General features: G+C 41.6%; 21 protein-coding genes and 1 pseudogene. 12 read left to right on the top strand and 10 right to left on the bottom strand.

The genetic code is table 11. The features are described from left to right. Window positions 1-370: 370 nt before the first annotated feature. The 3 genes from V7K61_RS17260 to V7K61_RS17250 are packed head-to-tail and all read left to right on the top strand — an operon-like array spanning window position 371 to window position 2,826. Complete coding sequence (locus V7K61_RS17260) at window positions 371-1,387, top strand: Gfo/Idh/MocA family protein (RefSeq protein ID WP_335054950.1); 1,017 nt, start codon at window positions 371-373, stop codon at window positions 1,385-1,387. Then, a complete protein-coding gene (map, locus tag V7K61_RS17255) occupies window positions 1,387-2,163 on the top strand; it encodes a type I methionyl aminopeptidase (protein WP_335054948.1) in 777 nt (258 codons plus the stop codon). The genes V7K61_RS17260 and map overlap by 1 nt, the downstream gene beginning before the upstream one ends. Window positions 2,164-2,196: 33 nt before the next feature. Continuing rightward, window positions 2,197-2,826, top strand: a complete 630-nt coding sequence (locus V7K61_RS17250; protein ID WP_335054946.1) for a restriction endonuclease subunit R — start codon at window positions 2,197-2,199, stop codon at window positions 2,824-2,826. Window positions 2,827-2,995: 169 nt separating this feature from the next. Here the strand turns inward: V7K61_RS17250 and V7K61_RS17245 are convergent, their stop codons facing one another. Continuing rightward, window positions 2,996-4,348, bottom strand: a complete 1,353-nt coding sequence (locus tag V7K61_RS17245) for a pentapeptide repeat-containing protein (protein ID WP_335054944.1) — start codon at window positions 4,346-4,348, stop codon at window positions 2,996-2,998. Window positions 4,349-4,627: 279 nt separating this feature from the next. Continuing rightward, window positions 4,628-4,714 (bottom strand): annotated as a pseudogene (locus V7K61_RS34140) (DUF3370 family protein); the annotation flags it as partial. 151 nt (window positions 4,715-4,865) lie between these two features. On the opposite strand from V7K61_RS34140, the gene V7K61_RS17235 reads away from it, so the two are divergent. After that, window positions 4,866-5,318, top strand: coding sequence for a DUF29 domain-containing protein (locus V7K61_RS17235; protein ID WP_335054940.1), 453 nt, complete (start codon window positions 4,866-4,868; stop codon window positions 5,316-5,318). 310 nt (window positions 5,319-5,628) lie between these two features. Beyond that, window positions 5,629-6,249 (top strand): TMEM165/GDT1 family protein, encoded by a 621-nt coding sequence (locus tag V7K61_RS17230; protein ID WP_335054938.1) that lies wholly within the window; start codon window positions 5,629-5,631, stop codon window positions 6,247-6,249. Window positions 6,250-6,371: 122 nt separating this feature from the next. Here V7K61_RS17230 and V7K61_RS17225 read toward each other — a convergent pair whose 3' ends face one another. Beyond that, entirely contained in the window at window positions 6,372-7,265 is an 894-nt protein-coding gene (locus tag V7K61_RS17225; protein WP_335054936.1) for a tetratricopeptide repeat protein, read from the bottom strand. 378 nt (window positions 7,266-7,643) lie between these two features. Here V7K61_RS17225 and V7K61_RS17220 point away from each other — a divergent pair, with 378 nt between their 5' ends. Further along, the gene (locus V7K61_RS17220; protein WP_335054934.1) at window positions 7,644-8,666 is read left to right on the top strand and encodes a hypothetical protein; all 1,023 of its coding nucleotides are present in this window, start codon (window positions 7,644-7,646) and stop codon (window positions 8,664-8,666) included. A gap of 166 nt (window positions 8,667-8,832) precedes the next feature. Here the strand turns inward: V7K61_RS17220 and V7K61_RS17215 are convergent, their stop codons facing one another. After that, window positions 8,833-10,002 (bottom strand): homocysteine biosynthesis protein, encoded by a 1,170-nt coding sequence (locus V7K61_RS17215; protein ID WP_094351489.1) that lies wholly within the window; start codon window positions 10,000-10,002, stop codon window positions 8,833-8,835. Between the two features lie 618 nt (window positions 10,003-10,620). Here V7K61_RS17215 and V7K61_RS17210 point away from each other — a divergent pair. After that, entirely contained in the window at window positions 10,621-11,511 is an 891-nt protein-coding gene (locus V7K61_RS17210) for a DUF4231 domain-containing protein (RefSeq protein ID WP_335054932.1), read from the top strand. Window positions 11,512-11,688: 177 nt separating this feature from the next. On the opposite strand, the gene V7K61_RS17205 is transcribed toward V7K61_RS17210, so the two are convergent. The 4 genes from V7K61_RS17205 to V7K61_RS17190 form a co-directional block, all read right to left on the bottom strand. Continuing rightward, on the bottom strand, window positions 11,689-11,811 hold the full coding sequence (locus V7K61_RS17205; protein ID WP_335054930.1) for a hypothetical protein: 123 nt from the start codon (window positions 11,809-11,811) through the stop codon (window positions 11,689-11,691). A gap of 49 nt (window positions 11,812-11,860) precedes the next feature. Further along, window positions 11,861-13,006: an AI-2E family transporter gene (locus V7K61_RS17200; RefSeq protein WP_335054928.1), complete on the bottom strand. Its 1,146-nt coding sequence runs from the start codon at window positions 13,004-13,006 to the stop codon at window positions 11,861-11,863. Window positions 13,007-13,096: 90 nt separating this feature from the next. Further along, complete coding sequence (locus tag V7K61_RS17195) at window positions 13,097-13,288, bottom strand: hypothetical protein (RefSeq protein WP_335054926.1); 192 nt, start codon at window positions 13,286-13,288, stop codon at window positions 13,097-13,099. Between the two features lie 388 nt (window positions 13,289-13,676). Further along, a complete protein-coding gene (locus V7K61_RS17190; RefSeq protein ID WP_335054924.1) occupies window positions 13,677-14,669 on the bottom strand; it encodes a hypothetical protein in 993 nt (330 codons plus the stop codon). Between the two features lie 768 nt (window positions 14,670-15,437). Between V7K61_RS17190 and V7K61_RS17185 the strand changes: the two genes are divergently transcribed. The 3 genes from V7K61_RS17185 to V7K61_RS17175 all read left to right on the top strand — a co-directional run bounded on the left by V7K61_RS17185 (window position 15,438) and on the right by V7K61_RS17175 (window position 18,367). Next, window positions 15,438-16,607: a pyridoxal phosphate-dependent aminotransferase gene (locus V7K61_RS17185; RefSeq protein WP_335054923.1), complete on the top strand. Its 1,170-nt coding sequence runs from the start codon at window positions 15,438-15,440 to the stop codon at window positions 16,605-16,607. Window positions 16,608-16,693: 86 nt separating this feature from the next. After that, window positions 16,694-17,131, top strand: a complete 438-nt coding sequence (locus V7K61_RS17180) for a secondary thiamine-phosphate synthase enzyme YjbQ (protein WP_335054987.1) — start codon at window positions 16,694-16,696, stop codon at window positions 17,129-17,131. A gap of 183 nt (window positions 17,132-17,314) precedes the next feature. Beyond that, window positions 17,315-18,367 (top strand): aromatic ring-hydroxylating dioxygenase subunit alpha, encoded by a 1,053-nt coding sequence (locus tag V7K61_RS17175; RefSeq protein WP_335054922.1) that lies wholly within the window; start codon window positions 17,315-17,317, stop codon window positions 18,365-18,367. Between the two features lies 1 nt (window position 18,368). Here V7K61_RS17175 and V7K61_RS17170 read toward each other — a convergent pair whose 3' ends face one another. Further along, complete coding sequence (locus V7K61_RS17170; RefSeq protein ID WP_335054920.1) at window positions 18,369-19,046, bottom strand: SDR family oxidoreductase; 678 nt, start codon at window positions 19,044-19,046, stop codon at window positions 18,369-18,371. Window positions 19,047-19,057: 11 nt separating this feature from the next. Then, complete coding sequence (locus V7K61_RS17165) at window positions 19,058-20,041, bottom strand: alpha/beta hydrolase family protein (protein WP_335054918.1); 984 nt, start codon at window positions 20,039-20,041, stop codon at window positions 19,058-19,060. A 311-nt stretch (window positions 20,042-20,352) separates the two neighbouring features. On the opposite strand from V7K61_RS17165, the gene V7K61_RS17160 reads away from it, so the two are divergent. Both V7K61_RS17160 and V7K61_RS17155 read left to right on the top strand, forming a co-directional pair. After that, complete coding sequence (locus V7K61_RS17160; RefSeq protein ID WP_094351193.1) at window positions 20,353-20,748, top strand: hypothetical protein; 396 nt, start codon at window positions 20,353-20,355, stop codon at window positions 20,746-20,748. Between the two features lie 409 nt (window positions 20,749-21,157). Continuing rightward, window positions 21,158-22,921 (top strand): WD40 repeat domain-containing protein, encoded by a 1,764-nt coding sequence (locus V7K61_RS17155; protein ID WP_335054915.1) that lies wholly within the window; start codon window positions 21,158-21,160, stop codon window positions 22,919-22,921. Window positions 22,922-23,451 lie beyond the last annotated feature (530 nt).

Genomic DNA, 23,451 nt, shown 5'->3' with positions numbered 1-23,451 from the left:
TTTTGTAGGACTTACGTAGAAGAGATTCCCCAACTCCTTTAAAAAGTAGGGCTGTTTCATTTTCTAATCTGATTTAAACGCGCCCGTTATAAATGAAAGAAACATAACAGTACAGTAGAGATGTAATTTGTCTTTTGCCATTTTTTTGTTCATTGTATTGACAAATTTCTGACATTATGGGTAAAAAAGGGGCTTTTCTTTTGAAGTCTGCCTTTTTAAGTACACGTAATTCTATCTAGCTTCCAATAAAGTCTTATTTGCCCTTGAGGGGGTAGGACGAATGTTGTAGAGTCTAGACTGGTGAACCCCATGAAGAGAGAATCTCACCACTAGAAGCGTGGGAAGATCAAAAACAGAACTAATGAGGATCATGTATAATTCAGAAGCAGCTTTGGAAAAAGCAAGAGTGCGTGTAGGTTTGGTAGGTACTGGGTATGCGGCAAAGTTTCGGGCTGAGGCATTGTTCAATGATGAGCGATCGCACTTAGTCGCAGTTGTTGGTCATACAAGAGAAAAAACCGAAACCTTTGCTAGAGAGTACCAAATTGAAGTCTTGAATACTTGCCAAGAGCTAGTAGAGCGTGAAGATATAGACCTAGTAGCGATCTCAACTATTAATCGAGATCATGGTGCGATCGCGCGTGCAGCACTTACCAACGGCAAACATGTGATTGTAGAGTATCCTCTTTCGCTGGATGTGTTTGAGGCTGAGGAACTGATTGCTTTAGCCAAAGCAAAACAAAAACTCCTACACGTTGAACATCTGGAACTTTTGGGTGGTTTGCATCAAGCTTTGAAGCAAAACTTAGACAAAGTTGGTGAGGTGTTTTATGTTCGCTACAGCACCATCAATCCTCAAAATCCTGCACCCCGCAAATGGACTTATAACCACGAGTTTTTTGGCTTTCCCTTAATTGGGGCGCTGTCTCGCCTACATCGCCTCATCGATTTATTTGGTACAGTATTTACTGTTAACTGTCACCAACGATATTGGGAAATAGAACCGGAATACTACCAAACCTGTTTCTGCACTAGTGAACTGTGCTTTAACAGTGGACTTTTAGCCCAAGTAGTCTATGGTAAAGGCGGAAGTATTTGGCAATCAGAACGCAAGTTTGAAGTTCACGGTGAAAAAGGTGGTTTAATTTTTGATGGCGACACCGGAATATTCGTCCAGCCAGGGGAAACAACACCTATAGAGGTTGGGCCTCGCCGGGGTTTGTTTGCCAAAGATACGAGTATGGTGTTAGACCATCTTTTTGATGGCACTCCTTTGTACGTTACCCCAGAGGAGAGCTTGTATACCCTCAAGGTTGCTGATACTGCACAAAGAGCTGCACAGACAGGGTTAACTATGTTTATGAAAGATACTTTAGATAAAAGTTAATGAAAACTGAACTAATTGTTATTTTATCCCAACGAGAAATAGAGAAAATGCGTCAAGCTGGGCGTTTAGCTGCTAAACTCCTTCAGCATCTCGAACCGTTTGTGAAACCAGGGGTTAGCACTCTCGAACTAAATGATGAAGCCGAACGCTGGACACAAGCGCATGGCGCAAAAAGCGCACCCCTTGGCTATAAGGGTTATCCTAAATCGATTTGCACCAGTGTAAATGAGGTAATTTGTCACGGCATTCCCAACGCCAAGCAAATTCTTAATGAAGGTGACATCATTAATATTGATGTAACGCCCATTGTTGAAGGTTATCACGGCGATACATCCAAGACATTTTTTGTTGGTACTCCTTCCCCAAAAACGAGGAAGCTAGTAGAGGTGACAGAAGAGTGTCTCCGTCTAGGTATTGCTGAAGTTAAACCTGGGGCACGCATTGGCGACATTGGTGCAGCCATTCAAGAGTATGCTGAAGGACAAGGCTTTTCTGTGGTGCGAGATTTCGTTGGCCACGGCATCAGTAATATTTTCCATACTGCGCCGGATGTTCCCCACTATGGCACTCGTGGTAAGGGCAAGCGCCTCAGATCGGGGATGGTTTTTACTATTGAGCCAATGATTAACGAAGGTACTTACGAAGTCGAAGTTCTCAGCGATAAATGGACTGCGGTAACGCGCGATCGCAAGCTTTCTGCTCAATGTGAGCATACCTTAGCTGTAACTGAAGACGGCGTTGAAATCCTCACTCTACCTGAAGGTGAGAATTACTAAACTGGTAGATTTTTCTACTCCTTGATTAACATTATGGTTCAAACTCTTGCTGCGGATAACGTCACACTTGAGCAACTAATATTGCTCTATGGATTAGAGTTAGTTGATTCGGAAGAATTCTTTCGAGAGTGGCAAGATGACCTACCAGAACTGACAAGTTTAGAAAAGGAGCTATTGGATCAAATCAAGGCAGGTTACATAAATTTACGAAACTATCCGCCTTTATTAGAAAATACAGTTAACACGATTGTTTTATCACGACTGCTATTCATTGGCAAGTTTTATTTACCTCCTTTTCACGTCAAATTAGAGAAATCTATCGAGATTGAAACACAAGACAAACAAACTATCATCAAAGGACGAATTGACTTCTTACTTCTAAATCAAAAATTCTGGGTAACAGTTATTGAGTCTAAACAGGTTGCTTATTCGGTAGAAGCAGGACTTGACCAAATTCTGGCATATATGCTGGCTGCTCCCCAGTCACAAGATGTAGTATTTGGCATGATTACTTCTGGTGGCAGTTTTATGTTCATTAAACTACTCAAAGGTTATCCTCCTCGCTATACCACTTCGGATATTTTTGATGTCCGTAACCGTGGCAATGAGTTATATAATGTACTGCGGATTTTGAAGCGTATTAGTCAATTGACTTTTGCCTAATTAAAGCTAGTTAAAATAATTAAGAGCAGTATCAATACGGTTCGCTTAAGGTTTTTTGATGAAAATTTTAGATCGCTAAAGATGCGATAAATCATCACAAAGACGCGATAAATCGCCGTCTCTACAAGTGTTTTGTTGCTCATTCTGAACTGTATTGAACTTGGTATAACTATCTTCCCAACTTATTAGGAATACCTTCACAACCACCAGGAATAGTACCTCTGGTTTTTTCACCACCCCAAGTGCAACAGTAGCAACGCGCAGACTCAGACATCCGTTGTACATTCGTAAAATCGGCATTTTCCACCACAGCGCCAGTGTGTTCGCCGGTTTCATAATCTGGTCGTTCAGTGCGACTGCGGGGTGATGCTTTTTCCAGTACACCGTAGAATAGGCGAATCCCGTTCAGGTCAGCACCACTGAGATTAGCATTATATAAAATTGTGCGCGAGAGATTGGCTTTTACTAAATCACAACCGACCAGATTAGCGCGGACAAGATTAGCTTCGCTCAAATCAGTCCAACGCAAATCAGTGCCTTGAAGGTCTGCGGCGGCTAGCATTACGCCTAAATCGATGACGCGCACACCTTCAAGGCGGTCTTCTGCATATCCGCCACTCCCGTCAAGAATGGCTCGACCTAATCGGCCATCGCGTTGTAGGGGTGAGAGCAACTTGGAACGTGACAAAAAACGGAGAATTTTCGCTTTCCCACTACCATCGACACTACTTAAAATTGCCGCAGTGCGTCCTTCCGCGATCGCTCTTTCTTGGGGCCAATCTTCTAATAATCCTTCTTCATCTAATACTAAGTCGGAAACGCCTTGGAAATAGGAATCAATCGTCTGTTGCTGGGTGATAATGTTTTGCTGAACTGTTAGCAGGTTTTGCTGAATTGTCAAGTCTTTGGAAATGACATATTGTCGCCATGCTACGTAAACGGCAATGATAGCGATGAGAATTTGCCCCAAAGCGCCAAACCAATCTGCTAGGGTTCCAGCAATGTCCCAGTTAATTTTGCGTCCCAAAACAAGCAAGCGATCGCCTACACCTGTGAATCTAATCGTGCCGATGATGGCTACTATTAGTCCCAAAAAGGCTACAAACAGGGTGCGTTCTTGGGCTGAAAACCACTCGTCTAAAACTTCTTGGAACCAAGGCAATAATATCGCCAGGGATAACAGCAAGGTTATCAATGTTCCGATAATACCAACGATCCAGTTATTGAGGATAATTCCAATAAAGGTGATGGCGATCGCGATTAGAGTAATCAGCAATGCCCTCGGCTTAACGGTGAATTGGTTGGTAATAGGTTGCTTGACTTCAGAACGAGCTTGTTGTAATGCAGTTGTATATTGGGGAGATTTTAAAGACGCGATCGCTGTTAGTGCTTGTTGTGACGCTAGTACTTCTGAATTAAGGTTCTTCTCAGTTGCACTACCGTCAAAGTCATTTGGTTGCGAATCGTTTTCGGGCCCTGGTTCTGGGGTTGGTAGATTAGAGGAATTGGATTCAATCGTCATGTTTTCTATTTTGACCCAGCAAACTCAGAACAACATCTGTTTTATCAGAAATTGCACTAAAGCAAAGACGTATAGCAATCCGATAGCGAAGCGGTAGCGAGTCAGACGCTCCTGCGTCGCTAACGCTGCGCTATCGAGCGTCTTTGATTTCTGAATCACTCGTAGAGGTAAGGGACTCTTTACTGGGGACTGGGGACACAACGACCACGCTCAGTGGTCGTTGTGTCCCCAGTTATTCTTTCATTCAAGGCTTTTGAAACTTGTTTTATCGGGACTGCCTTATGTTTGGTCTACAGTTTGAATTGTCAGCATTTGAGGGGGCGTAGCATCAACTGGGTAGAGAAAATCCACTTCTACCAGTCGGCGCACGTCGTTGAGTTTACTAGGATGTAAATTTAGTAAAGTTGTAGACAATTAGCAATTACTTTAGGCCGTAGGGTGCGTTAAAGTCTAACGCACCGATGTTAATTGTAAAGATATGTGAGATATTATCTAAAGATTTCTGATGGAAACTGCTATGTCTTCCCTAAAGGCACATTCCCAAACCCTATATGAGACTGATTACTTGCAATGGATAGAAACGACTGTAGAAAAATTGCAAAGTCAGGATTACGCAAACGTTGAGTGGGAGAACCTAATTGAAGAAATTGCCGATATGGGAAGGAGTGAGCGCCGGAGTCTCAAGAGTAATCTGATTGTAATTCTGATGCATTTGCTCAAATGGCAATTTCAGCCCGACAAAAGAAGCGGTAGCTGGGAAGGAAGCATAATTGAACATCGTAGACGTGTCAAAGAAGCTCTAGATGATTCACCTAGTCTCAAATCCTATCTTGAGATAGTTTTTGCTGAGTGTTACACACAAGCGGTTAAGCAAGCAAAAGCTGAAACTGGCTTGTCAATGGAATTGTTTCCTCTGAACTGCCCATACGAGCTAGCAGAAGTCACAGATGATGAGTTTTTACCTCAGTAAGCCCTGAATTGGTCTGTATGTACCGCTTCACTCTAAAATTATACCTCTATATTGGCTACTCTCTTGACTTAATACATGGAAAATATGTATGATTATGAACGCATAGAAGGGGAGTAGCTGCTGGCAGAAAACTTGAAAGCCAGTACATCTGAATCAACATACTGGCGATGAGCCTGGTTCAGATGGCAAGTAACCAATATTTGAAAGCGAGACCTTCACTAAGTTCACACCGAAAAGTGTAAACTTGGTGAGGTCTTTTGGCTCTCATCAAGCTTCACATCGGTAAACGATTCTTCAGGAGCTTGAGAGAGTGTTAACAGCTTTTACCGCAGGTTTGTTACTAATCACGGTTTCAGAGTTAGGCGATAAAACATTTTTTATTGCTGTGATTTTGGCAATGCACCACCCACGGCGGCTGGTGTTTGTAGGTGTGACAGCTGCTTTGGCGGCGATGACAATCCTTTCGGTGATATTTGGACAAGCGGTATCTTTGTTGCCAAAAGTTTATATTCATTACGCCGAAATAGCTTTATTTATTGCCTTCGGTATCAAGCTGTTGTATGACGCTAGTAAAATGTCCGCTGCTGCTTGTGATACAGAAGTTGTGGAAGAAGCCGAAGCAGCGGTGAAACAAGCAGATTTGCAGTTACCAAAGCAAAAGACTCAGTTGGCAATTGTTATAGAAGCCTTTGTGTTGACATTTATGGCAGAGTGGGGCGATCGCACCCAAATTGCCACTATTGCCCTAGCCGCAGGTAATAACCCCATTGGAGTCACAATAGGTGCAATTTTAGGACATTCTATTTGTGCTGCGATCGCAGTTATCGGCGGCAAAATGATTGCCGGACGCATTTCTGAGCGTCAACTCACTTTTATTGGCGGATGCCTGTTTTTAGTCTTTGGTATTGTTGCTGCCATTGAAGGAGCGTGAGGGGAAGAAGCAGGGGAGAAATCAATTCAAAATTCAAAATTCAAAATTAAAGAACTTCTGCCCCCTGGTCACTGAGCGCAGCGTCTCGTAGAGAAGTGCTGCCTCCTCTTCTCCAATGCCCATTACTTAGGAGTATTTCCCAATGAAGGCGCGGGAGAGGTCGCAGATTTAGGAATTGGGGAAACCGTTCCTGCCTTCTTAATTTCGTCTCTGTACTTAGCAGGGGCTAAAGCTGCGGCACTATCAAATAAAGGTTTTGCTTCTGCGTTTTTGCCCTGTTGTTTCAGGAGCATCGCTTTTGCCACGACGGGGCGAAAATCCTTGGGATCTTTCTTAATCGCTTGGTCATATACAGAGCTAGCTTGAGCGTAACGTTTCTGGGAAGCATGAACAGAACCTAACAGCACCTGCACGGCTACTATATCTACACTTCCAGGCTGAATTGTATTTGCTTGGGCTGCATTAGAGAGGGTTTCTTGCAACAAACCAATGGCTGCTTCGGGGCGTTGCTGACTGATCAATAGAGCCACCATTCCTTGCAAAGCCTTCAAATCGCCTGGTTTCGTGGACAAAATTGAGCGATAAGCTTGAGCGGCTCCTTCGCGATCGCCAATTTGCTGTTTGGCTTGAGCTAGTAACACTGAATATTCTGACTGTTCGGGATTCAGTTTTGCTAGCTTTTCTAGGGGTTCAATGACAACTTGGATATCAGCTGGTTTAACCTCACTTTTATCTTTTTGACTCAGTAATTGCAGCCGCGCCTGTAACAGACCCTTAAGCGCAGTCTGATTTTCTGGTTCCCGTTGCAAAACCTGTTCATAACCCCGTGCTTCGTCTTCCAGTTTTGATTTTTGGTCAGCGGAGGACAAACTGCCTCTGGTGCTAGCGGTATTTTGACTTGAGGGTGGCGTATTATTAAATGCTCCAATTATGGGAATCACCGAAACACCCACAAAAGCAAGAATTGCCACCGCTAAGATGACTTGAACTATCCAACGATTGCGCGGTTGAGACACAGTTTTGTCTTTCTCCTAAATTTTAATGACATTATCATTTACACAAATCGTAAAGTTAAAAATTTCCAAAACTTTGCGGAATACCGCCAATTGCCTGTGAATTTTATAACAATTAACTATCCACACTGCTAAAGTAAGTGATGACTTTAGGAGGAGCCGTCAGAATTGTAGCTATGATATGCTTCCGAAACTAGTGTAAAGCCGCTAAATTAGACATTTAGTGTTTATACATTAAATTTAGCGCCTTTAGGATTGTATAGAGTACCCTAGTGTGATTTTGTGAAAAGCCAATATACTTTCATCAGTCGCACAAATGCTCTTTCCAGCTGCCTTTGTAAAATCCCACAATGGGATGTGTCTCCGCCGCAAGGAGTTTTTATGAATTCCGACCTGATGCCGTTGCCTGAATCTTCCAATTCTTCTGCCTCTAACCAGGGCCCAACTAACGTAGAGGCAGCCGCTAATGTTCATATAGCAGCCCAGTCCTCTAAACAAGTTGACAATTTGCCTGTCAACCCCAGCGAAACTGACTCAAATGGGAACTTGATTAATCGCCAGCAACCGATTCCGCCTCCCAGCGAACCGATGCAGTATCGAGCGATCGGCTTAGTCCGGGGTCGCTATCATGCTAGCAGCGAACAATTTACTCAAGGTACTCTGCTGACTCCAGATGGTGTAGAACTCAATGCCGTCCTCCTAGGCCGGATTATGAGCTTAGTCAAGAATCATCTAGACTTAGAAAAAGAACACTTGTGGGTAGTATATCCACGTACTAGACAAGAAAATGACACCTTGCATATCCAAATCGTCGGAGTTTGGGAACCAGAAAATCTGGCTAAAAACTCAACAGATGAGGACGAATCGGATTTGGAGTTGCAATTAGAGACACTCGATGATGGCTTATCCGAGAACTCTGAACTAAATACAACTGCCCTGAAACCTTCATCAGAAGTTGCAGATGGTGGTTTTTCTGTTCGTGGTGAAGTAGTATACCAATCTTTTGATGCTAAAAGCTTGGTAGTCAAAATTAGGCAGGCTCCACGCAAATCAACTGACAAACCCAAATATTTTAAGTTGAAATTGAGGGGTGTGCTAACCACCAAAGCAGTGGGTAAATTCTGGGACTTCCAAGCCAAGCGAGAAGCTGACGTTTTGATAGTAGAAAAAGCTGAGGCGATCGCTGATTTGCCCAAAAAACGCAAACCACCATTTAAAGGTGGACCTCGTGCTGGCAGTGGTGGTGCTGGTGGTAGAAAACCATTCCCCCCCAGACGCACTGGCGAAACCCCTCGTCCCATTAAGAAAACGAGTACAGGCGGCGACACCTCAGTGGTGTCAAAACCTATACCAAGAACACCCGCTCCTAAACCCATCAAGCGACCGAAACCGACTCAAGATTAGGGTATGGGACATTGGGCATTGGGCATGGGGTACAAAAGGCAGAGGTGCGGAGGGGCAGAGGAGCAGAGGGGAAAGACTTACTCCTACTTCTCCTCTGCTCCCCTGCTCCCCTGCTCCCCTGCTCCCCTGCTCCCCTGCTCCCCTGCTCCCCTGCTCCCTGCTCCAATCAAAAATCCGTCCGACGGTCTTGGGGTAGAAAAGATCGCTCCATCGGAATTGGAGAAACTGGTTCTGTCAGGGTAAACGTACCTGCTTCGATCCACTTTTTCAACTCTAGGGCGACTTGCCTAGAAAAAAACAAACTCGCTAAGGGGGCAGAGCGTACTGCTTTGCCCTCTATAGTTATCCGCCCAGATTTGAGTTGGGCGTAACTCACCAAACCAAAGGTAGGACGGACGCGCCGGGGAATGGAAAAATCTACTATTGGGGCTACTAAGTCTTGATCTTGGACGGCGCAGTGTTCAATTACTTGTTCATTTAATACAGGTAGTGGTACACCAACCCCTAACATTAATGAGGGGCCATAACTTTTGAAATAACACCCCCGCACCCAATGAGCATCCATTTGCTTGGCATCACCAATTAAAGCTAAAGTGGCAGAAGGCCCAATCGGTGTGCGATTGGCTAAACGCTTTTGTAAGGGGAAGTGCTGAGTGCCTTCCCAAGCGACGTAGCCAATACCGCCGCCTAAAAAAATTCGAGTACCTATACCAACGAGTTGCAAATCGGGATCGTTGAGTAAGGGGGAAATCGCACCTGGGTTAGAATAAACAGCATTCCCCAGACGCGGTTGTAAAGGGCCGAGATAGGTGAAGAGTGGGCGATCGCCACCATTTACACCAACAATAAAATTTTGATAAAGATTGCGCGGATTGAATAAATAAAACTGATTAATTGTGTCACTGGTAATTGTAGTTTCAAAATTTGCTCTGGGGTAACAATCTGTTACTTGTCCTTGTGCTTTCACGTGTATAGATTTACCAGCGATCAAATCTTCGATTACATGACCCCCACCACGTTCTCGCACTTCCTCCCCATCCGTCGTCTCCACAGCGCAACTCGCACCTAAATATAAATCTACTGCCCCAAAACCAGAGTATGCTGGCACGCCATCTAACCAACAACGACGAATTTTTATCGGGGGATCGGTATGTCCCAGATTGATAATTGCACCACTTGATTCCATCGGCTCAAAAGTACCAGTGGTAATTACATCGACTTCTTTAGCAGCTTTAGTAACACCAATTTCTACAACTCGCGCTTTTAATTCTTCAGTTGTCAACACCACCGCACGTTGGCGCTTAATTTTCTCGTTAATTTCTGCAATTGTTCGCATCTTATCAGTGCTTACGCTTCCTGGTGAGTGGGAAATGGGGATTAGGGAGTAGGGAGTAGGGAAAAGACAATTTTCATTGCTCTTTGTGAGCGCAGATGATCGAGACTCTTGGATAACTTCATCTCGAAATAGCGATCGCCAATCTCTGCGCGACAGCTTACCCCGAATAAAGATAAATTCCAAAAAATAATTCAAGTATTGCAAAATTAAAATGATAGATTTTTTGGGGCAAACAAGCTGCCTGTATCCAAAATAGTTTTTATTCTACGTAAAATTACCATAAAAAAAGCCTTGCATTATCAATCAAATGTATGTATGGTTAGGATTAAGTGGACTTACTGGACTTCAATAATTTTACGTCAACCGAAAGAAACATTTCTGGTTTTTGTAAAGCATTATAAGCCAACTAGTCAATCGCAAAGTGGGAGTTAATAGCAGATACTAGAAAGTTTTGAGAAGGTAGAAATTATTTAAGAGCGTTAATAGAAGCGAAGTATAAGCAAAAATAAGTTGCTTTCTAGCGGACTTATTCTGACCTCTACTTCCTCAAAGCAATTCTACTTGTTGCTATTGATTTTATTGCTACATTTGACCCGATAATCAATTGAGTAAGAGGCAATGACTACTTCAGAATTAGCTAATCTTGAGCAAAAAAACCAAAGTAAGATTTCCGATAAGATTGAAAATTTATCCTCTTCATTAGATGAAAAAAAGTTGTTCAACCTGAAGGTAATAGAGTATTTATTACTTGCAGCTTTTGTCTCTGCTGGACTCTTTATTATTTTTCTTTCAGATGATAAAACCGTTGTAATTTCTGGAGCGGTATCTCTAACTTTTTTGTTTTTTTTGTTGCTCATCAATAGACAAGTATATCAGAACTATAAGCAGGCCGCTTATAAATCTGAACTCACCAAAAAAGCTGAACTCTATAGTTATTTATTGACCAATCCTAATTCCTGGGATAAAGATACGCTAACTCTGACAAGAGGGAAAGCTTTACAATACAGCCAAGACTTGATTGACGATTATAAAAGAATTAGGAGTGTATCAAGGAACCTTTACTATAGTTTACAAATTTCGACAGTGATTTTATCAGGAGTCACACCGATTTTAGTTCTGGTAGACAAATTAGAAGCAGGACAAGCTTGGCTGAAGTGGCTCCCTGTGCTTTGCCCAGCGATTGCTTCTATAGTTGCTAGTATAGTTACCTCTTTTCCTTTTCAGAAGAATTCCCTTGCTGCTAATACAGCCGTTGAATTATTAGAAGCGGAACAAGAGAAATTTATATTGGGCGTGACTCCGCCCTATCGTTGTTATGATGTATCTGACGAAACCCAACAGCAACAAAAGGCAAGTCAGGCATTAGAATATTTTATTGTTCAAGTGAACAATATTCATCTCAACCAATTGCAACAAACTAGTGAGACGCAATCAGAGAAGACAGAATCAGCTTCATCTAATGAGTCAAACAAAGCAGAAGCAGAGGTAAAGAGCCAGAACAAACAATAGCTGATTAGCTAATTGTGTCCATGCTCATAGTTATTCTTTCAAAGAGGAGTTATTTAGACTGACTCAAAAGTATGAGATTCCCAACTTTTTTAAGAAGCTAGGAATCTTATTGTTTTTTCACTCCAGCACTCATTATCCCAATAGCTTCAAAATTTGCAAGACTTCATATAACTCATGTCATTGAGTTTTTTGGCTTTCCAGGTTAAGGCAAGAGACGCGATGAATCGCCGTCTCTACAATAATTAGTCTTTCGTCTTGACGGCGATTTATAGCATCTTTTTGATCTAAAATTTTCATCATAAAACTTTAACCGAACCCTATTGCCGCATTAAAAGTCGAGTAACTAATCTTATTTTTTCAAGATATCATCATCAATCGAGGGGTTGTCATTTATATCTGGATTTTCTGCCGTCCAATTATCATCTGTTCTAGGAGATTCAGAAACTATCACAAACTCAGTCTCTTTTTTATGATTATTTCCCCATTCATCTAAAACATCTTTAATTAACACCTCTTGTAACCAAATCTTAGCGACAACAGTTAAAGGTAGCGCTAGGAATAATCCTAAAAAGCCAAAGAACGTGACGAAAAATAGCTGGGCAATTAAGGTTATGGCTGGCAGTAATGAGACTTGATGCGCCATGACAACAGGCGTGATGAAATTACTCTCAATCTGTTGAATAATAAAGTAAAGAATCAAGACAGCGATCGCTTTCCAAGGTTCATCCAAGAAAGCGATCGCCATTGCTGGGATTACACTCATTGTTGGCCCCAGATTGGGAATCAAGTTAAAAAATCCCGCTAAAACCGCTAAAGCTAGTGCTGCCTTGACATGCAAAATTGATAAGCCAATCAGACTCATCACTCCCACTACAAAGATGGCAATGAAAGCGCCTGTAATCCATCCCTCCAAAGAGACTTCACATTGATCTAAAATCCCATCTACCCGCCGTCGATAAAATGAAGGGAAAAGCCGCACAAATACTTTGCGGTAAGCCACGGGGTCGGCTAACATCATTCCTGTTAAAACCAACACTAGCAAAATCTTGAGGACGACTTCTAAAGAGCCAGATACAAAAGCAAAGGAGTTTCCCAGTAACCGATTGGCGAAGGGCTGTACTTGTTGAATGAGGCTATTGATATCTGGGATATAAGGAACTAACTGGTCAGGAATACGAGTTCTCAGGGCATCAAGCCAACTATTAAAGCGTCCAAACCCTTTAGGAACTTGATATGTTAGTTCTTGAAACTGCTGGGCAAATGGCGGCACAATTAGCCAGAAAAAACCCACGACACCTGCGAAAAAGATAGCTACTGCTAGAAGTACGGCGAATCCGCGCCTCATCCCAAAGCTTTGGAAGCGTTTCGCTAGACGATTTAAGGTGGTGGCTAACACAACTGCGGCAAACATCAACAAAAGCACTTCCCGAATTTGCCACAGGATGTATAAACAAAGAAGTATGGCGATTAAGCCGATCCATTGACCCAGGTTCACAGGCTAACTCCCAACGGTTGGCGAGATGGAATTTTCTTGTAATTAAGCTAGGTTAGCTGATTTTAGGAACTTGTGCGTAAATGGTTTGAGTTAATTTTGTTTTTGTGCTTGAAATCGCCATAGTAGAGCGATCGCTACGATCGCAATCGGCAAGAATACTATAATCAGCGCGTTGCTTGCTGTCGCCGGAATTGGTAGACTTGGCCCTGCATACTTAATCAATACTGATAACAAAGCCGAGAGTAAAAGCAGTTTTAGAATTAATCCTAGTTGATTTTCCATAAAAGTACGGCAATACAGATTTTTGTGGTACATACAAATTTGCGCTGTACCGTGTAGTTTCTAGAATAAACCCACAGATACAATCCTTGTAGTTTTCACAAAAATATAATTTATATTACCTGTCAGGAGCGAAGGATATGAGGTGCGATCGCTATTACACTTTATTAGTGCTGCCTGAACTTCAGACAGCAGATTATACACTATTAAAGCTTTATATAGCGTTTCCTAATCACATGAGGTACATCTTAGCCCCCTCCTCGCTTGCGGGGAGGGGGTTGGGGGTGGGGTTCTTGTACCTCACTCAACCGAGAACTGCTATAGAAAGTAACCAAAGCAGCCTTTGAGTAATTTAAACTAAGCACAAAGAAATGCAGAGTTTTAGTAAACTTTATTTGCTCCGAACTGGATCAATTCTATATTTAGCTTTAATCAATTCAGGCAATTCTATCAAAAGTTTTTTCACTCTAGCTTGAATATATTTAGGATTTTTAGGTACACGTTTAGCTATATACCTTAATAAAGCAATCTGATAGCCAAACTTATATTGAATTGCGGTAAATATATTAGACTTGACTTCGTTACCTGAACCATTGTCTAGGTTTTTTAACTTTGATACTTCACGATGATATACGGGATGTTCTCCCCAAACACAGGCAAAGTGTACAAGAGCAGGAGATACCACCTGATTGTATTTTTGAAAAGTCGATTGACCTTTAATAGCATCTATATCAAAAGAACCACGAAGACCGATAGGTGTTCGCATCATCAGGCCATTATCTTCAAACATACTTTGATCGTGTAGCATCATAGCTAGACCAAAAATACGTTCATCATTAGGGCCATCACCACGAAATTCACTAATACCTAGCTTTTTCCAGTCTCTTGAAAATTCTAGTGCTGTTTCAAAAAATGCCTTAGTAGTATCGTTTTTTTCAAAATAATAGAGACCTCCATTAAATCTAGGTAATTTTGTTAGATTAAATTGTTTGAGTGTGTCATCTACATCAATGAACTTATCTTTATCACCTGCTTGAAGATATACATTACCTGCCACACTAAAACTTCTGCCTTTAAAATCATCAAAAATAAAGTTAATATCCCTTACTGCTATGCAATCACTATCAATACAAAGTGTATATTTAAATGGAGAATAATCATAGACATGAAGCTTTTGTTTTACGTTAGAGCCGTATTCATCTCTAATGTTTATAACGCAATCATAAAGCTCTAGTAAATCTTTATCATTTTCACGATCGGTAACAATAGCACGCGGAACATTTGGTGAATGAAGCCGTAGAGAACGTGCTAATGACTTTGCCATTTCTAGATAATAGGATGCTCCGTAAGCATAGGTTATAATGCCACGTTGGGAAATAAACATTATTTTATTAATTAATAGTATCTAAGCTTTCGTTTTCTAATTGCATTCTACCTTATATGCCAAAAGATAGATATCTACTAATATTAATTAAGCTTAAATTCTGTGTAAAGTAGCCGTAAAGTATAGTCTAAATTTTATTGAGACCTGTTTAAAGCAACCTGATTAATTGCCTTTAGAATAACATTTTAAAGGTATAGATAGGTTAAAACAAAAAGAGATGTGTGCAGCAAAAAACAACACAGATATCGGATTTTATATTCATCCAACCCTAAAATCAAATGTAGAAAATAGATTGTTATACATCTATCAAGTTAATAGATATTGAAATCAGTGTCAGAACGTAGTTATTAACTTGATATATATTGAAATCAGTGCCAGAACGCAGTATAGGTCGGCGGAAATAAACAGACCATATTGATGAGAGAATACATAATTAGGTTAAAATCCATCCATTTTGGGGCGCGATCAAGGAATTAGGATGTGGCTAGATTAACTCCTAAAATCTTAAATTGAAGCGATGGCGAGCGAGATCAACTCTAACAATTGATCAACAGACACAACACGCCGCAACTCCTAGCGCTGCTAAAATAATTATCATGGTATCAGAGGGTCAAAATCATCGTGAAATAGCCCTAAATTTAGACATCAAGAACCAAAATACGTTCTTTGACGATCGCTATATCACGCTAAACTTTCCACAGATTGGAGTATTGGTTTGATTGTTCACCTATTAAGAGATACTAAAAGCAGGTACATAGGCAAGAAAATATGGAATCCCTAACCTCTCGTATGCAGGCGGTACAATCGCCAATTATTCCTGTGGTTGGGGAACTGATTAAAAACTCTCCTGGAACCATCTCTCTAGGACAAGGTGTTGTTTTTTACAACCCACCACATGAAGCAATAGAATTTTTAGCTAAATTCTTAGCCGAACCCGCCAATAATTTATACAAATCAGTTGAGGGAATTCCCCCTTTACTCACAGCACTTGCGGGAAAATTGCAAGCCTTCAACAGGATTGAAATCAACGAGGAAAACTGCATCGTTGTGACAGCAGGAAGCAATATGGGATTTATGAATGCCATTCTTGCTATCACTAACCCAGGTGACGAAATTATTCTGAATACACCCTACTATTTCAACCACGAAATGGCGATCGCAATGGCTGGCTGTCGTGCGGTATTAGTGGCGACGGATGAAAATTACCAACTACGAAAAGAAGCGATCGCTCAAGCAATTACTCCTAAAACACGGGCTGTGGTGACGATTTCACCAAATAATCCCACTGGAGTTGTCTATTCTGAAGCCGCATTGCGCCAAGTAAATCAAATTTGTGCCACTCACAGTATTTACCACATCAGCGATGAAGCTTATGAATACTTTACATATAACGGTGTAAAACACGTTTCACCTGGCTCCTTTGCTAATAGCAGCGAGTACACCATTTCTCTGTATAGCTTTTCTAAAGCATACGGTTTTGCGAGTTGGCGCATTGGCTATATGGTGATTCCCCAACACTTACTTGTCGCCGTTAAAAAAGTCCAGGATACAATTTTGATTTGTCCGCCAGTCATTTCTCAATATGCAGCTTTAGGGGCATTGCAGGCAAAAGAGGATTATTTGCAGAGTCATATAGAAGCCATTGCTCAGGTACGCCAACTAGTATTAGACTCCCTTAATCGTCTACAAGGCTTATGTAGCATTATCCCTGCCAATGGCGCTTTCTATTTTTTCCTCAAAGTTCATACCCAGATGGATGCTTTTGAGTTAGTCAAACAACTGATCCAGGAACATAAAGTAGCAGTTATTCCAGGTACAACCTTTGGCATAGATGACGGATGTTATCTACGTGTTGCCTATGGGGCGTTGCAAAAAGAGACGGCAAAAGAAGGTATAGAAAGACTAGTACAAGGTTTGGAAACTATAGTTAGGAGTTAGAAGTCATTCAATTCCTGCCTCCTTCAAAAAGGCGTTAAGCTGTGTTAGCGTACCTAATCCGCAATCCCAAATATAAAATTCAACAGATGCCAATTATTCATAAGTTCATTGAAATTGAAACTGAGCCAAAAATTAATATTCATCATATCACCCCACAAATTCAAGATTTTATTGCCTCAACATCAATTAAAAATGGACAAGTTTTAGTATTTTCTCAACACACGACAACAGCGTTAGCTATCAACGAAAATGAAGTCAGATTATTAGAAGATATAAAAGTATTCTTGCAAAAAATAGCACCGGAATCAGACAGCTATTTGCATAATGACTTGCATTTAAGAGATGTCCCAGAAGATGAGCCGATTAATGCTCACTCTCATTTAATGGCAATGATGCTGAACACTAGTGAGATAATTCCCATTGTGGATGGTAAATTAGCTTTGGGAACCTGGCAATCTGTGTTGTTTTTTGAGTTGGATGGCCCGCGTAAAAGAACAGTATTTGTACAAATTTCTGGCGAATAATGCAATTTAAAACCTGCAATCCTCTCAGAACAACCTAAATCTGAGAGAATTACGAACACGACTAATAAGTACATCAGTTGAACTTACCTACAGCAATTAAAAACCTGAAAGAATGTTTTCCAGCATCACCTTCCTTTCCACAAACCAGGACTTTCGTTGTGTCAAAGGCAGAGGCCATTAGTTATGAAAAATAACGATAATTTTGTATTACGTAATACTTGGTACTATGCTCTGCCTAGCGATCAGATCAAGCCAGGTATGATGATCAGCCGCATTTTCTTAGGAGAACCAGTGCTGTTAGTTCGCAGTCAAGATGGCAAAGTGTCTGCAATGACGGACATTTGTCCCCATCGTGGTGTGCCTTTAAGTTGTGGGAGATTCAATGGGCAAGAAGTTGAATGCTGTTATCACGGTTGGCGCTTTAACTCCGCTGGGCGCTGTACTGCGATACCTTCTCTTGTAGAGGAGCAGCAAATGGATTTGAGTCGCTTTGATGTGCAGTCTTATGCAATCCGCGAAGCCCAAGGGAATATCTGGATATATATGGCTGATCCCGATAACCCTCAACCGGCTTCTGAGATGGAAATTCCGGTAATACCAGGGTTTGGCGATCGCTCTCACCAGTTCGTAGAGGTGGTAAAATTCCCTTGTTTTATAGATCATGCAGTAGTAGGTCTGATGGACCCGGCTCATTCACCTTATGTTCATCGTGCTTGGTGGTGGCGAAATGAGCAATTGCATGAGGAAGTGAAGCAATTTGATGCTTCGCCCTACGGCTTTACAATGCGACGACACCGATTACCAGCAAATGGGGGTCGTTTATACTGGCTGATTGGCGGTGGTGTCCCGGAAACGGAGATTTCCTTTCGTTTACCTGGAGTTAGAATCGAGGAAACCACCATTGGTAATAATCGAGTCGTTAATTTAACGGCAGTTACACCGATTTCAGACACAGAAACGGAGGTAACTTTTGCTCTTTACTGGACACTTCCTTGGGTGGGATTTTTCAAGCCACTGTTACACGTGCTGGCGCGGACTTTCATTGGCCAAGACCGAACGGTTGTGGAAAAACAGCAAATTGGTTTGAAATATAATCCTGTGCTGCGGCTGATTAAAGACTCAGATATGCAGGCGCAGTGGTATTACCAGTTAAAGCGGGAGTATGCTCGTTCTGTTGCTGAAGGACGAGAATTTGTCAATCCTGTCAAGGGTCAAATACTCCGCTGGCGTGCTTAAATTACTCCAAAGTAAATTCTGCAAATTCTCTTTGTCCGAACAGCATATTTCGGTCTACGGCTGACAAGATTTTATTATTGGCACGTTGGCTATTTAAACAGCGACCAACTAACTGCGCCACATCTGCACGATTAATGCTACCAATAATGTGCGGATCTTCGGTTAAAATACCATTACCCGTTGCTGGTTCTGACTTTAGTCCACCAGGACGGATGATTGTATAGGTGAGTCCACTGGCAATTAAGTGTTGTTCGGCTTTGTCTTTCTCAGCTAAAACTTTTCCCAGTACCTCTAAAATTTGGGGTGAGGCAGCAACAACACTATTGCCAGCACCGATGGAAGATACAAGAATAAACTTTTGCACCCCAGCTTTAACTGCTGCATCGATCAGATTTCTATTACCAGGGTAATCCGGTCTTTCTACATCTGATGGTAAACCGCCAATTGTACTGATAACGGTGTGAATAGGTTTATCTGTTACCATTGCGCGTTCTACATCGCCAAGATTCAAGGCATCTCCCAGAACTACTTCAATACCAATTTTTTCTAGTTCACTAGCAACTGCTGCTTTTCTCAGGAGTGCTTTAACCTTTAGCTGTTGCGCTATCAGATATTGAGCAATTTCTCGACCAACACCGCGACTTGCTCCAGCCAGAAAAATATAAGATGCACTTGTCATAATCAGCTTAACTATTTACGCTCAAAGGATTTTATCAGAGGATTGGCAGTATTTAATAATTGCTCAAGCTCCTGGGATTCTTTTGGCTGGTGGCGAACATAAGTGTCAATAAACAGACCAATAATTTCACTCATCAGCAAACGCAAGTTTTCTTGAGATTGAGTAGCTTTTAAGTCGAGAGAGGATCTAACTGTAGTGGAGTCTGGCTCATCAACTATCGAAAAGTGATTTGCTCCCTCTAAGATTACCAGATAGCTGTCATTTCGTCCCCCAGCGATTGCTTCTTGGAATGTACGTGTAACTGGGATAGTAGCATCCCCAGCACTTATACCATAGAGTTCGCTACTGGTAAGCATAAATCCATCACGGGTTCCTCCCATCAGCAGCAGTGGTAGGGAATCTGGTAAAGGCAAGATAGTTCCTGGTTCATACCCTATGGTTAAAAGTCCTCTGCTACTTGCGCCATAAGAAAAAGATGCAGCAACTCCAGGGAAAAACCGAGGATCAGCATTTGTGAGCGATAATAAACCACCCGCAGAGTGTCCACCGAGAATGATGCGTTGTAAATCCAACATTCCTGCTAAAACTCCTTGATTTTGTAACTGTTCGAGTTTAGTTAGAAGTGCTGGCAAAGCCAAAGCTGTAGGAGCAGTAGGATAAATTGTGGGCTTCAGCTTTTCAAAATCAACTCCAGGTGTGAGGCTAATTACGCCTGGTAGATTTTTGGCAATCCAATTAAAGAGAACCACTACCAATCCACGTTCAGCCAATTTAACCGCTAACCATTGGTATTGTTGAGCATCACAGTTATAGCCATTGAAGAAAATCACTACTGGAAAAGGTGCCTTTTCTGGATTAGCTGGCTCAATTCCCATACTTTTTTCTAGCTGACTCTCCGGTATCTGTGCTGGATAGAGAATTTTCAGGTGAATGGTATCGTAAGGTGACTGGACACCCTCAACTTTGGCAGCTTCAAAAAAAGCACGAACTGTCATCTGTACCTTCCTTACTATGACTTCAAGAAAATCTTCCTCTCAGTGTACAACTGCTCCTCGCAAGCAAAATCTAATGATCTAAAATAACGAAGTAACTAAGTAGAAGGAAGAAGGCAGCACTAAAGACGCAATTAATCGCGTCTGTATAGGAGTCAGGAAAATCATTTCGCTGATTGGCATTTTACGTTGAATTATGTTTACCTACTGGTAATTAAAAATACGAGCAAAAAAATATACTTAACCTAATTGCAGTAAGTATCGTAATAAACAATTGTGCCAATCTAATAAATAACTTTTCTTTGGATAAACTTATGGCTAAAAAATCTCAACCCAATGTAGAACCATACCAAGATGTCAGATTATCTGCTACCACAAGAATTTGGGTAATTACAGTAGCCATTCTAGGAGTTTGCGTCCCATTGTCAGCCGTTACTAGAAGCGGTGCTATTCTTCCTTTAGTTGCTATTGGTGGCGCAGCTGTTGGTACAGTTGCAGTTTGGCGTTCTGATGACAAAAAATCCAAAACTAACTATTTGCAACAGCAGCAAATAGAACTGCTAGAACGGAGATTAGCGAATTTAGAAACAATTGTTAGCAGTGATGACTTGAACTTGCAAATGAAAATTAAACAGATCGAAGCAAGGGATACTTTTGGTGACTCCTCTGATGTAAGTACTACACCCAGACAACCAAAACGCAAAGGTTAAAATTAGCTAATCTTCACCATTTATTTCGATTTCAGATGATATTTCCGAGAATTATCCTTACTAGGTTAGTTTTATATAGCTATTTGCTGACTTAACGTTACTGTAATCTTTGATCCGTCTCAAATTCAACTTTCTTTTACAGCTAGAAGTGTTTCTAGGGAAACAGTATCTCTTTATCCATCTCCGTTAGAATTGACTGATATCATCTAATTCTATATACTTCAACGCATCAGTTCATGAAATGTCTAAGTGCTATCCATCTATCTCTTTCACGGAAACATTTGTCAATGGCTGTGTTTTATTAGACTGTTAATATTACTGAATTTTTAATTAACTAAGGTTATAAACTTGAGTAATTGCATTTGTATAGCTTACCGTAGGTATGCAATAGTTTGCCGCAGGAATGTAGATGGATTGGATTAGCTTACTCAAAGCTCAACAAACTGACTTCCTTCAACGTGTGAAAAAACCTAAAACTTATGACTTATCTTTGCTGGAAAGTCAAGTTAAAGGTTGTCACACTGAAGTTATGGCGTTTTGGGGCGAGCCTTTGGCTAGACTCCAAGAACTTTCTCGCCAACAAGCAGAAGTTCTCGCCAAAAATCCGCCGCCGACGCCGCCGGAATATCCTGAGCCTCCTGACTGGACGATACCTTTTCCCAAATACTTCCAACAACAAGCCCAAGATTATCTTTTACGGGAACATATTGTTGACAGGGTGATAACTGAACGCTTGGGCAAGTTAGTAAAAAAGGTGTCGCAAGATACTTTGCAAAACATGATTTTAGATGATGAGGGAAATTTGGGTGGCGAAAGTAAATTTCCTTATATACTCAAAGATCATCCTCAGCTAAGTGTTCAAGTTTACGTTGCTGATGGAGAAAGTTTTAATGGTATTAAGAAAGACAAAATTAGGTGGTCTGTTACTCAAGAAGATTTAAAAAATCACCAAGTATTAATTTTTCTGTGTTTATTTTATCCATCTACAGGTAATTTAGGTTACGAGAAGCAAAGCGTAATAACAGGCTTTTTACCTACAAATCAACTTGAATTTAGCGAACCAAAACTTTATGTAACCCCAAGTAATTTGTTATATGCAGGGGGGTTGAGTTGGTATTTAGAATCACTTATGGGTAAAAAAGACACGTCGCCAGTAATTAATGAGAGAGCGATCGCACATACAATACAGACTCTACCATCAGAACACTGTCTCAAGGCTATAGTCGGTGACTGGGAATGCTGGCAGACTTTGCAAGGACACACCAGAGGCATTAATTGCCTAGCTTTCAGTTCTGGGTGCAACAATGGCAAAGCCTTACCCATATTGGCAAGTGGTAGTCGTGGAGAAACGAAACTCTGGGATTTAAGCAAGGGTGAATTGATAGAGACCTTATCAGAGTATCCTTGGGTAATATCTGGGCTGGTGGATGAAGTGAATTCCCTAGCTTTTAGTTCAGATGGACAGACTTTAGTCAGTTGCGGTGCAGATTCGACAATTAAGCTTTGGCACGTAGGCGCTTTAGACTTGATAGATATTTTGCACAAACATAATGGGGTAGTGCGGTGTGCTGCCTTTACCCCAGATGGCAGAATGCTAGCGACAGGCGGAGATGATAGAAAAATTCTATTTTGGGATTTGATGCAACGTCAGGTAGCGATCGCACTTTCCTTAGATGATACAGCTGCTCATTCCTTAGTTTTGAGTCGAGACGGCGAAACTCTAGTTACAGGTAGCTATCGCAAAATCAAAGTTTGGCGCACTTCACCCCAGACGGGAATCAAAAGTTTAAAAGATGCCCAACCACTACACACCCTCATGGGTCATTCTCACATTGTTTGTTCTTTAGCGATCAGTGCAGATGCTAAACTGCTCGTGAGTGGTAGCTGGGATCAAACCATTAAAGTTTGGCAATTGGAGACTGGGGAATTACTTCATACCCTTAAAGGACATAGAGATAGGGTATATGCGATCGCTTTAAGTCCCGATGGACAAATTATCGCCAGCGGTAGTGCTGATAAAACTATCAAGTTGTGGCATTTACAAACCGGAGAATTGCTGGGTACATTTACAGGTCATGGGAATATAGTCACAGCATTAGCCTTCACAGCTTCCGGTGAAATGTTAGTCAGTGGGAGTTTGGATAAAACAATTAAAATTTGGCAACGCAGTTAAATCATGACACTCTCTACATACAGCAGTTTTCTTTTGCATGAGGTACAAAGTCACTGGTTTTGAGGCAGGAGGCAGTGTTTCGACTACGCTCAACAACTGGGCAGTTCTTCCTGGAGGAAAACTGCCCTCTTTCAAGTACCGCGACTAGACGGATCTTGGGTTTAAGACCCATTCCAAAATCTCTGCCACAGGTGTCCTGCAAGACGCTCGATGACTCGCTTTGCGCGTCGCTATCAGTGTAGGTCTGTTCGCGGAGCGTCTCTGATAGAGTTGCCTACACTGATTGCAACATAAGTGCCCATTGGTGTCAACTTAAGCTAAAAATGGCTTCTCGCTTGCCTTGAGTACCCGTCGGAAACTGAAGTTCCCGCCTAATAGCTAAAGTCTACTTCAGTAGACTCAAGATTTTTGGGGATATTTAGTAATCTTTAGATTACTTCGGCTATGAGCCAGGAATTGAAATTCCTGGTGGACGTACAGTTTCACGTTAAGTTGACACCAATGCCTTCTGCCTCCTACCTTCTTCACAT

The sequence above is a fragment of the Nostoc sp. genome (genome assembly GCF_036918015.1).
In the GTDB taxonomy this organism is placed as follows: Bacteria; Cyanobacteriota; Cyanobacteriia; order Cyanobacteriales; family Nostocaceae; genus Nostoc.
The sequence above is the reverse complement of the archived record's forward strand: the minus strand, read 5'-3'. Positions and strand labels throughout refer to the sequence as shown.

Bases quoted from the DNA above. Each gene is read 5' to 3' on its own strand.
- V7K61_RS17165 (WP_335054918.1), bottom strand. From the start codon at position 20,041: ATGACAGTTCGTGCTTTTTTTGAAGCTGCCAAAGTTGAGGGTGTCCAG.
- V7K61_RS17195 (WP_335054926.1), bottom strand. From the start codon at position 13,288: ATGGAAAATCAACTAGGATTAATTCTAAAACTGCTTTTACTCTCGGCT.
- V7K61_RS17175 (WP_335054922.1), top strand. From the start codon at position 17,315: ATGAAAAATAACGATAATTTTGTATTACGTAATACTTGGTACTATGCT.
- V7K61_RS17215 (WP_094351489.1), bottom strand. From the start codon at position 10,002: ATGCGAACAATTGCAGAAATTAACGAGAAAATTAAGCGCCAACGTGCG.
- V7K61_RS17250 (WP_335054946.1), top strand. From the start codon at position 2,197: ATGGTTCAAACTCTTGCTGCGGATAACGTCACACTTGAGCAACTAATA.
- V7K61_RS17210 (WP_335054932.1), top strand. From the start codon at position 10,621: ATGACTACTTCAGAATTAGCTAATCTTGAGCAAAAAAACCAAAGTAAG.
- V7K61_RS17170 (WP_335054920.1), bottom strand. From the start codon at position 19,046: ATGACAAGTGCATCTTATATTTTTCTGGCTGGAGCAAGTCGCGGTGTT.
- map (WP_335054948.1), top strand. From the start codon at position 1,387: ATGAAAACTGAACTAATTGTTATTTTATCCCAACGAGAAATAGAGAAA.
- V7K61_RS17155 (WP_335054915.1), top strand. From the start codon at position 21,158: ATGGATTGGATTAGCTTACTCAAAGCTCAACAAACTGACTTCCTTCAA.
- V7K61_RS17235 (WP_335054940.1), top strand. From the start codon at position 4,866: ATGTCTTCCCTAAAGGCACATTCCCAAACCCTATATGAGACTGATTAC.
- V7K61_RS17220 (WP_335054934.1), top strand. From the start codon at position 7,644: ATGAATTCCGACCTGATGCCGTTGCCTGAATCTTCCAATTCTTCTGCC.
- V7K61_RS17190 (WP_335054924.1), bottom strand. From the start codon at position 14,669: ATGTTTATTTCCCAACGTGGCATTATAACCTATGCTTACGGAGCATCC.
- V7K61_RS17205 (WP_335054930.1), bottom strand. From the start codon at position 11,811: ATGATGAAAATTTTAGATCAAAAAGATGCTATAAATCGCCGTCAAGAC.
- V7K61_RS17245 (WP_335054944.1), bottom strand. From the start codon at position 4,348: ATGACGATTGAATCCAATTCCTCTAATCTACCAACCCCAGAACCAGGG.
- V7K61_RS17260 (WP_335054950.1), top strand. From the start codon at position 371: ATGTATAATTCAGAAGCAGCTTTGGAAAAAGCAAGAGTGCGTGTAGGT.
- V7K61_RS17160 (WP_094351193.1), top strand. From the start codon at position 20,353: ATGGCTAAAAAATCTCAACCCAATGTAGAACCATACCAAGATGTCAGA.
- V7K61_RS17180 (WP_335054987.1), top strand. From the start codon at position 16,694: ATGCCAATTATTCATAAGTTCATTGAAATTGAAACTGAGCCAAAAATT.
- V7K61_RS17185 (WP_335054923.1), top strand. From the start codon at position 15,438: ATGGAATCCCTAACCTCTCGTATGCAGGCGGTACAATCGCCAATTATT.